The sequence below is a fragment of the Blautia sp. Sow4_E7 genome (assembly GCF_052116245.1).
GTDB lineage: Bacteria > Bacillota > Clostridia > Lachnospirales > Lachnospiraceae > Blautia_A.
Map to the genome: position 1 here is coordinate 1 of NZ_JBQKLL010000039.1, position 13,348 is coordinate 13,348.

Consider the following 13,348-nt stretch of genomic DNA (forward strand, 5'->3'; position numbering starts at 1 on the left):
GCATTTTTCGTCATCATAAAAAACACCGCCCTTCTGATATTTATTATATCAGAAAAGCGGTTCCAACAATAGCAAAACCCTGCAAAAGCAGGGCTTTGTCTACAATCTGATGAGGGGGACTCTGGTCCCCCTCATTTCTTGCTTTCAACATTTCATTTTCCCATCCAAAGGCTACTTGCCCTGGCTTCGAAGCAGTTCCTCTGTATCCGCGATCTTGGAGATATTGGCCACTTCGTACTCGTTGAAAATATCCCCCTGGTTATCATCAAAGGTCTCCGGATCTTCCGTTCCTTTATACCAGGATTTGCTGTTAAAATAATCTGCGATCCTCTGTGTCACAAACTTTCTTCCACGGCGTGCATAAATCTCATTTTTCGCCAGTTCCAGCTGATCAGAGGAATATCCTTCCAGATCCTCATCTGTAAGATAACGGCTGTCGCTGTCCGGGAATATGTAATCTCTGCCGGAAATGTCCTTGCTCTCCTCAGACGCTGTTTCCGTAGGTGTAGCCGTAGCTTCCGCTGCCGCTTTCTCCCTTGTCATCACGCCATCCACCTTCGGAGCCATTCCTGCCCCATCAGCTGTTACAGTCGTATCCAGGCGCAGATAAAGCTTGCCCTGGTCAAAGGTCATATTGCCGCTTACCTGATTTCCCCAGGAATCTGTAAAGTCCAGCTTCGCCGCATTTCCAGCAACTTTTGCAGTATCAGAAGCTTCTGAAACCCTGGTACCCTCACTGTCACTTGCCTGGGAAAACGTAAAGGTAACAGACTTCAAAGTAAGATCATCTATACTAAGGCATACCAGACCATCCTTACTGTACCAGGTTCCCAGATAATCATTTGCCATAAAAGCAGGTGCGCGGGTGATCACCGGAGTGGGTGTTACCGTAGCAGTAGGCTCCGGCGTAGGCGTTGCCGTTGCCGCAGGAGTTGGTGTCACCGTAGGCACCTTTTCCAATGCTTCAATGGCAGCCTTCTTCTGCTGCTCTTTTTGAATTTTCTTTTTATGGTTTGCAAACAGGATTCCAGCAATCCCCACCATAACAAATATGGCGATCAGCGCAAACAGGGTTGCTTTTAGTACATCCTTGTTGTGTTTTTTCAAAAACGGTCACCTCCAGTAAAAGAATTCCGGTTACTGTTCACAATCAGACCAGTAACGAATTACTCTCTGCCTGTCCCCTTTCTCCTTAGTATCACTTATTCCTGTCCATTCCAGCAATAGGTACAAAGCTTGCATGGCTCAATGTCAATGGACTTCTTCAGGTCATCCAGACGATGGTATTTCAATGAGGTAAAATTCAGTTCCTTGCGGATTTCTTCCAGCATTTCCTTATAATTGGTGGAATCCGGATTTGCATAATCCTGCAGGATCTGATCGGACACATTGTCCCCTTCACGCTTTGCAATGATCCGTCTTGTGATCAGGTCCATCTCAGACTTGGAACGTGAAAAGTTCAGGTACTTGCAGCCATATAAAAGAGGCGGACATGCCGGGCGGATGTGCACTTCCTTTGCACCATTATTATAGAGGAATTCGGTAGTCTCCCGAAGCTGGGTACCTCTTACAATGGAGTCATCGATCATAAGAAGGCTCTTATCCTTGATCAGTCTATGTACCGGGATCAGCTTCATTCTGGCGATCAGGTTTCGCTGGCTCTGCTGTGTAGGCATAAAGGATCTTGGCCAGGTAGGGGTATATTTAATAAACGGACGGGCAAATGGCACTCCGGAACGGTTTGCATAACCGATGGCATGTGCAATACCAGAATCCGGCACTCCTGCTACCAGGTCCGGATTTACCTCTCCTGCATCTCTTCCAGCCAGGATATCTCCGCACTTATAGCGCATTTCCTCTACGTTTACGCCCTCATAGGTAGAGGTAGGATACCCATAATATACCCACAGGAAAGAACAGATCCGCATTTTGTCTCCAGGCTTCTGGAGCACCTGTGCTCCCTCCGGAGTAATAAAATCGATCTCTCCAGGTCCCAGTTCCTTCAGATCTTCATATCCAAGATTGATATAAGCATGACTTTCAAATGAAGCGCAGCATGCATCCTCTTTCTTGCCGATTACCAGAGGGGTCCGTCCATACCGGTCACGGGCGGCATAAATCCCCTCCCCAGTCATAAGAAGAAGGGTCATGGAACCCTCGATCATCTCCTGTGCATACCGGATTCCCTCCACAATACTGTCCTTCTGATTGATCAGCGCAGCAGTCACCTCTGTAGGGTTCACGCTGCCGCCGCTCATCTCCAGAAAATGGGTGTGCCCATCCTTGAAGCATTTCTCCACCAAAGCTTCTATATTGTTGATCTTACCAACTGTAGTAATTGCAAAATTTCCAAGATGGGAGCGCACCAGAAGGGGCTGTGGTTCATTATCGGAAATACAGCCGATTCCAAGATTTCCTTCCATCTCTGCCACATCCTTGTCAAACTTGGTACGGAACGGAGAGTTCTCAATATTGTGGATCACCCGGTTAAACCCGGCGTTTCTGCTATATACAGCCATTCCACCTCTCCTGGTACCCAGATGGGAGTGATAATCAATTCCAAAAAACAGATCCATTACACAATCAGACTTTGAAGCAACACCAAAAATTCCACCCATTTTTCCTTAGTCTCCTTATTTTTTCTCCTTTATAACGCCTTTTCTGTAGGCATCCAAAAGCTGTTTCAGCTCCTGAATTCGTTCTTTCAGTGCCTTACCGTTATCCGTATCCCCAACAAGGGCACGCCTTGGATTGTAGCGGACCGCCACACGGTTTGACACAATGTCCCGCTCGGTAGCCACTGCATCCTCCGCCGAGGTAAAAGGCTCATGTGCAGTCAGGCTCAAGCCATAGGAACTATAAACAAGAGTATATCCGGCAATACCGGTCACATTCCGGTACGCCTCACAGAAACCACCGTCAATTACGATCACCTTGCCGTTACATTTCACCGGATTCTCTCCCTCCAGCTGATGTACCGGCACATGACCATTGATAATATGCCCTTCCTCCGGATCCAGTCCGAATTCTTCCAGCATGCGGTTTACCACCTCTTCCTTCTCCCAGAGGTGATAGTAGGCATTCTTTTTCTCCTTGTGTGTCTCTTTATCTGCGATAAAGTAACGCTCGAAGGTGGTCATTTTATCTTTTCCATATAGTGGGGAATTTGGTCCGGCCCAGATATACCACAAAATATCCTGGCTTGCCTTCTTCTCCTTCTCATCTACGGTGAAAAATGCTTTTCTTACGTAGGCTTCCAGTTTATCATAAAGTGCCTTGCCTTTACAAGTCTCACCGTAAATCTCAACTTCTTTTAAGGTTCCGTCTTCGTTCAGCGGAATGCTTCCATGGAACAAAAGATTGCCGTTATAAGTCTTATAAAGGCCGCCTTTGTCCAGAAGAAGCTGCATGTGGTTCTGAAGCTTCTCACAGTTGCGAAAACCAGAGGTCAGACGCTCTATCACCTCTTTTTCCCCGTCTGTGAGCTCATAGGGATGCTCCCAGTCAATGGTTGGAAAATGGCAGTCCAGAAGCTTATGCACACTTCCATCTGGCAGACGCACCGTACCATTTTCCGGATCAATGCCCTCCAGCACACACCGGTTTTCCATGTGAAAATCGGGATGTTCCTTGGCAAGTGCTCCTTCCAGCTTAAACTGGATCACGGAAATGGCCTTGTGCATTTTCCGGCTCAGTTCCTTCTCAAGTGCATTGTAATTGGAAGGATTTCCGTGAACCTCAAAAACCTCACATGGATCATCCCCATACACTTCCATTGCAAAAGCGGCAAGGGGCATCATATTGATCCCGTAGCCATCCTCCAGAATGTCCAGGTTGCCATAACGGATGCTGTTCCGGATCACCGTTGCCATGCATGCAGCCTGTCCCACAGCAGCTCCCATCCACACCACATCATGGTTTCCCCACTGGATATCCAGGGAATGGTACTCCATGAGACGGTCCATAATAAAGTGAGGGCCCGGTCCTCTGTCGTAAATGTCTCCCAGCACATGAAGATGGTCTACGACCAGCCTCTGGATCAGCTCCGCAAGGGCAATGATAAAATTCTCTGCCCTTCCAATGTCGATGATGGTATCCACAATGGAATCGTAGTAGGCCTCTTTGTCCAGGACCTCCGCTTTCTCCGTGATCAGCTCTTCGATCACATAGGCATAGTCAGCCGGAAGTGCTTTTCGCACCTTGGATCTGGTATACTTGGAGGCGGTTGTCTTGCACACTTCAATGAGACGGTACAAGGTGATCTTGTACCAGTTCTCCATGTCCGTCTCGGTCTTTTTCACATAGGCAATCTTCTCCTTGGGGTAATACACAAGGGTTGCCAGGGAACGTTTGTCACTGTTGCTTAAGGTATGTCCGAATACATCGTCTATCTTCTTACGCACTGCACCGGAGCCGTTTCGGAGTACATGGGAAAAAGCCTCGTACTCTCCGTGGATGTCAGAGAGGAAATGCTCGGTGCCCTTTGGCAGATTGAGAATAGACTGAAGGTTGATGATCTCTGTGGAAGCCTTCCCAATGGTAGGGTAAAGCTCCGCCAGACGTTGTAGGTAGCGCAGTTCTTCTGTCTTCATGAAACCTCCTGTTTTGCAAGCAGCCTGACTGCAGCCCACTTCTGGATGCAGTCAGCAACATCTGAATTTTCTAATTACAGTATCTATCTAAAATAGCAAACAAAAATACCCTCTGCTCGTTGCTCGCGTAAATCAGACTTCTCTCCCTTAACCAGCATTCGTAGAGAAATCAAACAGCGAAATCTGGTTGGACTGTGGAATATCCCCAAACAGACCAAGTTTATCCATCAGATCAATTACGGTCTTGCTGACCTTGGTCCGGTCGCGGAAATCATCCTTGGAAAGGAATCTTCCCTGTGCAGCCGCGTCCACCACAGCGTCCGCCGCCTTATCTCCAAGACCTTCTATAGAATCAATAGACGGCATCAGCTTGCCCTCTATGATCTGGAAACGGTGCGCCTTTGCCCGGTAAATATCAATCGGCATGAAATCATAGCCTCTTGCATACATTTCCTGGACAATACGCATATCCTTCAGGGTATCCTGTTCTTTCTTGGATGCAGAATCTCCCTTCTTACGGATCTCCGCCATATAAAACTCCAGCTTCTCTTTTCCCATACACATCAACTCATAGGAAAAAGCAGTAGCACGGATACTAAAATATGCCCCGTAGTAAGCCAGCGGCTGGAACACCTTGAACCAGGCGATTCGGTAGGCCATCATAACGTAAGCCGCCGCATGGGCCTTCGGGAACATGTATTTGATTTTCTTACAAGACCAGATGTACCAGTCTGGAACGCCGTGTTCCTTCATGGTGGTGATCCATTCGTCACGGAGGCCTTTTCCCTTACGGACGCTCTCCATGATGGTAAAGGCAAGACCACTCTCCACCCCCTGGCCAATGAGATAGATCATAATATCATCTCGGGTACAGATTGCTGTAGAAATAGTAGCCTTCCCTTCTTCGATCAGAGTCTGTGCATTTCCCAGCCAAACGTCAGTACCGTGGGAAAGTCCCGCAATACGGATCAGGTCGGAAAAATATTTCGGCTTGGTATCAATCAGCATCTGCATGGCGAAATCAGTACCAAACTCTGGAATTCCAAGGCAGCCCAGCTTACAGCCGCCAATGTCCTTGGGCTCGATCCCAAGAGCTTCGGTGCTGGCAAATAATGACATAACTGCCTTATCATCAAGAGGGACCTCTCTTGCATTTAAGTCTGTCATATCCTCAAGGGTACGGATCATGGTGGGATCATCGTGTCCCAGAATATCCAGCTTCAGCAGGTTTCCGTCAATGGAGTGGTAATCAAAATGGGTGGTGATAAATCCACTGCTGGAATCGTTTGCCGGGTACTGGACCGGGGTAAATTTCTCTATTTCCTCTCCCATAGGGAGTACGATAATTCCTCCAGGATGCTGGCCGGTGCTTCGCCGGATACCGGTGCAGCCCTGTACAATCCGGTTGATCTCGCAGGAACGCTTGTGCTGTCCCCGCTCTTCAAAGTAGTTCTTCACATATCCGAATGCGGTCTTATCTGCAAGGGTACCGATGGTTCCAGCCTTGAAGGTCTGACCTTTTCCGAATATAACCTCTGTATAATGATGGGCATTGGACTGATACTCTCCCGAGAAGTTCAGGTCGATATCAGGCTCCTTGTCTCCCTTAAATCCAAGGAAGGTCTCAAAAGGAATGTCAAAGCCCTGTTTCGTCATCTTGGTGCCGCATTTCGGGCAGATCCGGTCTGGCATGTCGCACCCCGCCATACCTGCAAATGTCTTGATCTCCGGGGAATCAAAGTCGCTGTACTTGCACTCCGGATTTGGGCAAAGATAATGAGGCGGCAAAGGGTTAACCTCTGTAATACCAGACATAGTGGCTGCCAGGGAAGATCCAACAGAACCTCGGGAACCAACCAGATAGCCGTCTGCATTGGACTTCCACACCAGTTTCTGGGCAATGATATACATCACCGCATATCCATTGGAAATAATAGAGTTCAGCTCTTTGTCCAGACGGTCTTCCACAATCTTCGGAAGAACCTCCCCATACATTTCATGTGCCTTCTGGAAGCACATATCCTTTAAATCCTGGTCGGAGTTCTCAATGACCGGCGGATATTTATCCGGATGAATAGGGGACATTTTCTCTATCATATCCGCTATCTTCACTGTATTTGTAATTACCACTTCCTCTGCCTTCTCGCTTCCCAGATAGGAAAACTCCTCCAGCATTTCTTCTGTGGTGCGAAGATAAAGAGGCGCCTGGTTGTCCGCATCCTTGAAACCGCTTCCGGCCATGATGATACGGCGGTAGATTTCATCCTGGGGATCCATGAAATGGACATCACAGGTAGCCACAACCGGCTTGTGGAACTGCTCTCCAAGCTTCACGATCTTTTTGTTGATCTCGATCAGGTCTTCCTTGGAGTGGATGGTATCGTTCTTCTCATCCTCGATCATGAACATATTGTTCCCAAGAGGCTGGATCTCCAGATAATCATAAAAGCTTACCAGCCTTGCGATCTCCTGTTCCGGTGCGTTCCGTAAAAGAGCCTGGTAAAGTTCGCCGGCTTCGCAGGCACTTCCAATAAGAAGTCCGTCCCTGTGTGCCTCGAACACGCTCTTCGGCACACGGGGCCTGTGGTTAAAGTACTTAATATGGGACTGGCTTACCAGCTTGTACAGATTGATACGGCCCGTCTCATTGCGCATGAAAATAACGGCATGGTAAGTAGGCAGCTTCTTAATCGTATCAGGGGAAACTTTTCCCTGCTCATTCAGCTGGTCTACGTCTGTAATGTCCCTTTCCCGGCACATTCCTACGAATTTTTCAAAAATACGCTCCGTACACTCTGCGTCATCCACCGCGCGGTGATGGTGATCCAGGGAAACACCAACGGCCTTGGCCACTGTATCCAGCTTAAATCGGTTCAGCGCCGGCAGCAGGAATCTTGCCATACCTACCGTATCCACATAGGTAAAATCATTGGGGATTCCCATGCGATTGCAGTTCTCTATAATAAAGCTCATATCAAAATCTGCGTTGTGGGCTACCATGGTAGCTCCTTCACAGAATTTCAGAAATTCCGGTAAAATTTCTTCAATTGGACGGGCATCCATAACCATACTGTCATTAATGCTGGTCAGCTGCTCAATTCGGAAGGGAATTGGCACCTGGGGATTGACAAATGTGGAAAAACGGTCTGTGATCTTCCCATTTTCCACCAGTACTGCACCAATCTCGATGATCTTACAGGTAAGCGGGGAAAATCCCGTGGTCTCAATATCAAAAACAACGAATCTTCCATCTAAGGACTGACCCTTAGGATTGGTGACCATACCTTTCAGGTCGTCTACCAGGTAGGCTTCCATGCCGTAGAGCACCTTGAAATCAGAGTCTTTTGGTACACAGCCGCCCCATGCATCAAAGCAGTGGTTTGCCTCCGGGAACGCCTGTACCACACCGTGGTCTGTAATGGCAATGGCAGGATGTCCCCACTCATAGGCACGTTTTACCAGGGCCTTGGCCTCGGTTACGCCATCCATGTCACTCATCTTGGTGTGACAGTGAAGCTCCACTCGTTTCTGAGGGCTGGTATCCACCCTGGAGCTGCGGAAATCGGAGATTTTCTTAATTCCGGAAATAGAACCGATGGTAAGCTCCCCGTCGAAACGGTCGATGGAAGTGACTCCTTTGATTTTCAGGAAGGCACCCTTTTTCACATGCTCTTTGATCTCCGGTACCTGCTCGTTGCGCAGGAACATTTTTACTGTAATGGAATCTGTGAAATCCGTAACCGGGAAGATCAGAATGGTCTTTTCGTTTCGGATTTCCCTTGCTTCCACATCCATAACCTGGCAGCGGATGATCACCTCTCCCATTTCCTGTACAATATTTTCCAGTGGGATCGGTTCGTCCTCGAAATCCCTTCCATAGATAACATCCGGGTTTGGATCCTTTCGGAAGCCTCCGCGGAAATCGCCCCATTTGCCCTTCTTCTCGAATGGTTTTTTCTCGAAAGGCTTCTTTTCCTGGGCTGCAGCTTTTTTCTCCGGCTTGGCAGCGGCGGTCTTGCCCTCTGCTGCCCCTTTTCCAGCTTTTTCCTCTGCCACAGGAGCCGGTGCTGCCTCTTCTCCTTCTGTGGAAAGCTTGGCGTGCTTCAGCACATTTGCCACTTCCTGGCGAATCTGAATGGCCGCATTCTTGCGGTATTTGCTCTCCTCCGTCTGTACATAATCCAGGGAAACCTTCAGGTCCATTCCACAGCGCTCGCAGAATACCTTATGAAGGTACTCGATCAAGATCTCGCTTTTCTGTCTGGAGATCACAGAATCCGGGAGCACCATGTTCAGGCAGTCATCTTCTGGAAACGTGATCTGGGCCTGCTTGAACAGGTTGTACTCCAGCATATTATAATTGCGAAGCTCCAGCTCCATACTGGAACGGTAGGTATCCAGAAAATTCTTCGGCGTGTACTGTCTGGACAAATGGAACTTCTCGATTACCTTTACACTTACCTCAAGCCCTGGGAAGCATTGTCTCTTGATCTGCTCTTCCAGGCTGAAAATGTGCTTTTTGTGGATCCAGCGGTCACTTTTTAAGTAGACGCGGACACAGGTTTTGGCTGAGTTACAGGCTACCTTGGTGACGATCACATCTTCCAGAAGTTCGCTTAATTCCTGCTTCAGTTTTAAGTTTGGAAATACGTCAAAAAATTCTTTTTCCATTTATAGAATATACACCTTCTGTTTGTTATTACTCCTGAGTCTTATTGTTATCCCAATTCATCAATTCTTCTCTCAAAGTATCCAGTAGCTGATTCTCCGGTACCTTCTTCACGATCTCGCCGCCTTTGATCAGAAGACCTACGCCTACGCCGCCTGCAATTCCAATATCTGCCTCTTTCGCCTCTCCCGGGCCATTTACTACACAGCCCATAACGGCAACCTTAATGTCAAGAGGGATATCCTGCACCATGGTTTCTACTTTATTGGCGAGACCGATCAGGTCGATCTGGGTACGGCCGCAGGTTGGACAGGAAACTACTTCCACGCCTCCTTTGCGAAGTCCAAGAGTTTTCAGAATACGTTTGGCGGATTTTACCTCCTCAAGAGGAGCACCTGTCAGGGAAACACGGATGGTGTCACCGATTCCCTGATATAAAATAATGCCAAGTCCTATAGCGGATTTGATATTACCGGAATAAAGGGTTCCAGCCTCTGTAATTCCCACGTGGAGAGGATAATTGGTCTGTTTTGCAATCAGCTCGTGAGCCTTGGCGCACATCATAACATCAGAAGATTTGATGCTGATCACCAGATTGTCGTAGCCCAGTTCTTCAATAATGCGCACCTTGTCAAGAGCACTTTCTACCAGGCCTTCTGCAGTAACGCCGTGGTATTTCTCCACCAGGTCTTTTTCCAGGGAACCGCTGTTTACTCCTACACGGATAGGGATATTACGCTCCTTGGCAACGTCTACAACAGCCTTGATCCGCTCTGTGCTTCCAATATTTCCTGGATTGATGCGGATCTTGTCAGCACCGTTTTCCATGGCTGCAATAGCAAGACGATAATCAAAATGAATGTCTGCTACCAGAGGAATGTGGATCTGCTTTTTGATCTCTTTCAGGGCTTTGGCAGCTTCCATGGTAGGGACTGCACAGCGGATAATATCACAACCGGCTGCTTCCAGGGCAAGGATCTGTTCTACCGTTGCCTGTACATCTTCTGTTTTTGTATTGGTCATGGACTGGATCAGGATGGGGTTTCCGCCTCCAATCTTCTTATTTCCTATCTGAATTACTTTGGTATGGTCTCTGTACATACGTAGTTCCTCACATTTCTTCTATATTTAAAGGGCACAAAAGGGATGTCTGTGACACCCCTGCTGCACGGTTACTTTCACAGCATTTTGCAAATATTCTCAGGCATACTGCTCGTGTTTGTATTGACTGCTTCTTGCAATTTAATGCTGGATTTCCAACAATTTATTCTTCAAATCTTCTTCCATCTTGCGCATTTCCAGTTCTGCCTGGGCTCTCTTGGCGCGGCCCTCCTTCTGGATGTTCATAACGTCATCCAAAGTGGCGATCAGCTCCTGGTTGGTCTGCTTCAGGGTCTCAATGTCCACGATACCGCGCTCGGATTCCTTGGCGGTCTCTGTGGATGCAAGGTGAAGCGCCTCTGCATTTTTCTTCAGAAGCTCGTTGGTCAGGTCTGTTACCTGGCGCTGGGCCTGGGCGGCTTCTGTGGAATGGGCGATTCCAAGTGCCAGCACCATCTGGCTCTTCCAAAGTGGAATGGTATTGACGATCGTTGTCTGGATTTTTTCCACCATGAGGGTATCGTTGTTCTGTACCAGACGGATCTGTGGTGCTGTCTGCAGGGAAATGGTTCTGGTCAGTTCCAGATCATGAAGCTTCTTTTCAAAACGGTTGCATTTGCTGTCCAGATCTTTGGCTTCCTGGGCATCCTCCGGGAGTCCGCTGGCTGCTGCCCTGGCTTCCAGGTCTTTTAACTTGCCTTCCCGTACCTCCTGCAGCTTTTGTTTTCCAGCAAGAATGTACATGGTCAGTTCTTTATAATAGTTCAGATTCTGGGCATACATTTTCTCCAGAACTGCGGAGTCCTTCATAAGACGCATCTGGTGATCCTGAAGAGAGGTAGTGATCTTCTGCACATTTACCTCTGCCTTGGCATAGCGGTTCTTCATGTTCTCGATCTTATTTCCTTGTTTCTTGAAAAATCCAAGGAAACCTTTCTCTTCCTCAGCGGCGTCGAAATCCCGGAGTTCCCCAACCACCTGGGTGATCAGGTCTCCTACTTCACCAAGGTCCTGTGTACGGACATTCTCAAGAGCGGCGTCGGAAAAATCAGCCATTTTCTTCTGGGTTCCGGCACCGTACTGAAGGATCTGGTTGGTATTCTCAATGTCGATCTTCTTAGCAAAGCTGTCTACCATCTGCTGCTCTTCTGGGGAAAGAACGGTCTGCTCCATTTCCTTTTTCGCAGCTTCTGCCTCCGGCTGTACGGTCACCTCTGCCTTCGGCTCATCCAGAACCGGCTCCAGTGTCAGTGTAGGTGCGTTATCTTCAAAACCTGTAAATTCGTTTCCCATAGCGTCCTCCTTGTGTATAGGTCTGCCAGGATTTACCAGCAGACATTCGTTGTTTCGTAACTGCTGAACGTATTCGTAATCCAGGCTTACGCCCGGCAATCTACTAAACTTGTTTGTTTTTTCCAGCTTCTCTTCTCATGCGGGTAAGCTCATCTTCCGTCAGCCCTTCCTGTGCCAGAACTGTATTCAGCACAGAAATGTCACTGGATACATCTATGGCAGTATCCTCAAATATGGAATCCAGAAGCTTCTCAAAAGCCACATTCAGGGTATCGATCGTCTCCTCGATTTCTTTCTTGGAGGAAGTAATATTCTCTCCCTGAACCGGCTGACTGTCCATCTCTTCATAAGCATTCAGAAGTTTCACGGTCATTGGAAGATAATAATCCATAAGACGGTTCAGATCCGGAATGACCTCCGGGTGTGCCTTGGCCCGTTCAAAAATCTTCGCTATGATCAGTTCCATGCGGGAGATTTTTCTGGAAATCTCTTCTCCTGGAATGGCATCATTGCTACGGCAGATCTTGTAAAGGAATTCGTTTCCCTTGTCCAGAACCTGCTGCACTTCCGGGGAAAGCTTCGCTCTCTCATCTGCCTCACGCTCTGCCTCCATCCGCGCCCGGGTGTCTGCCTCTTCACGCAGTCTATTTTCCTGGCGATTTCTTTCCTCTGCCTGCTGACGAAGCACTGCCTCCTGGCGGTCTCTTTCTTCTAACTGCTTCTGGGTGCTTACGTACTGGTCATAGGTTTCATTGCTTGTGATCAGGCAGGTCTCCTGTTTATCAACATGTCCCTGCAAAAACCAGCCTTTGCTGATCATACGTTTGATATCTTTTTTTACAAATTTCACCGGCTTTCCAACGGCCTGGGCCAGTTGCTGGAAATTACAGTAGGTATGGCAGCCAAGAGCCTTAATGTATTTGCTGCGGCGTCTTAAACTGGTAAGGCTGGTACAGCCCTGGCTGAGAAGGACTCCACTAGCAGCCGTAAATACAGCTAATACAGCAGAAAGTCCAAGCATACCACTGTTACCAAAACCTGCTCCAATTCCACCAACCACCATTGTGGCAATTCCAAAGGTTCCGGTAAGAATCCCACCAAACACAGTCTTCAGAATCCCTTTTACCTTAATCCCATTGGCCGGGGAATACAGCGCCAGATTTGTATTTTGTCCAGCAGCATCTTGTCTGCCGGAGCCAAAGTTCTGTGAATTCCCATTCCGTGAATTCTTCCCTTTCGCGCCAGCATATCCCTGATAACCAGTTCCCTGTCCATTCCCATCCTTCTGAAAATCCCAGGACCGGTTCTTCCTGTAATCATAAGAGCCGCCGCTGCGGTAATTGGTGTATTTCCCACTTCCCACCGTATTGTTCAGCGCATCCCGAAGGGCGTCACTTCCATTATCAATGGCCTTATTCAGCGTCTGGTTAATACTCTGGCTCAGCTTCTGGTAATTTTTCTCATTTATCGCACTGTCGATGATGTCCTGGATCTTGTCTCCAAGCTCATCAAATTCGTTATATCCCATCTTTTCCTCCGGATATTTTATTTCATAACACCTGTCTTATTATTATACAAAAATCCCCTTCAAAAAACAAGACAACATAAAATATAAACACATTATCCTTTTTCGTCATCTTTTTCACAGGAAAATCACGGTAATTTCTACTTTTCCCATTGAATTTCACACTTA

Annotated in this window: 7 protein-coding genes; all 7 read right to left on the reverse strand. The window is 47.9% G+C overall.

Features of this window, described 5'->3' with window-relative positions; genetic code table 11:
• Window positions 1-171: 171 nt before the first annotated feature.
• Window positions 172-1,107 (reverse strand): YARHG domain-containing protein, encoded by a 936-nt coding sequence (locus tag ACTQ50_RS15970; RefSeq protein WP_441485009.1) that lies wholly within the window; start codon window positions 1,105-1,107, stop codon window positions 172-174.
• A gap of 95 nt (window positions 1,108-1,202) precedes the next feature.
• The gene (locus ACTQ50_RS15975) at window positions 1,203-2,618 is read right to left on the reverse strand and encodes an amidophosphoribosyltransferase (protein ID WP_441485010.1); all 1,416 of its coding nucleotides are present in this window, start codon (window positions 2,616-2,618) and stop codon (window positions 1,203-1,205) included.
• A gap of 15 nt (window positions 2,619-2,633) precedes the next feature.
• Complete coding sequence (locus ACTQ50_RS15980) at window positions 2,634-4,592, reverse strand: fructose-1,6-bisphosphatase (RefSeq protein ID WP_441485011.1); 1,959 nt, start codon at window positions 4,590-4,592, stop codon at window positions 2,634-2,636.
• 147 nt (window positions 4,593-4,739) lie between these two features.
• The gene (locus tag ACTQ50_RS15985) at window positions 4,740-9,263 is read right to left on the reverse strand and encodes a PolC-type DNA polymerase III (protein WP_441485012.1); all 4,524 of its coding nucleotides are present in this window, start codon (window positions 9,261-9,263) and stop codon (window positions 4,740-4,742) included.
• A 28-nt stretch (window positions 9,264-9,291) separates the two neighbouring features.
• Entirely contained in the window at window positions 9,292-10,362 is a 1,071-nt protein-coding gene (gene ispG, locus ACTQ50_RS15990; protein WP_441485013.1) for a flavodoxin-dependent (E)-4-hydroxy-3-methylbut-2-enyl-diphosphate synthase, read from the reverse strand.
• 141 nt (window positions 10,363-10,503) lie between these two features.
• Entirely contained in the window at window positions 10,504-11,655 is a 1,152-nt protein-coding gene (locus ACTQ50_RS15995) for a toxic anion resistance protein (RefSeq protein WP_441485014.1), read from the reverse strand.
• Between the two features lie 103 nt (window positions 11,656-11,758).
• Window positions 11,759-13,183: a 5-bromo-4-chloroindolyl phosphate hydrolysis family protein gene (locus tag ACTQ50_RS16000; protein ID WP_441485015.1), complete on the reverse strand. Its 1,425-nt coding sequence runs from the start codon at window positions 13,181-13,183 to the stop codon at window positions 11,759-11,761.
• Window positions 13,184-13,348 lie beyond the last annotated feature (165 nt).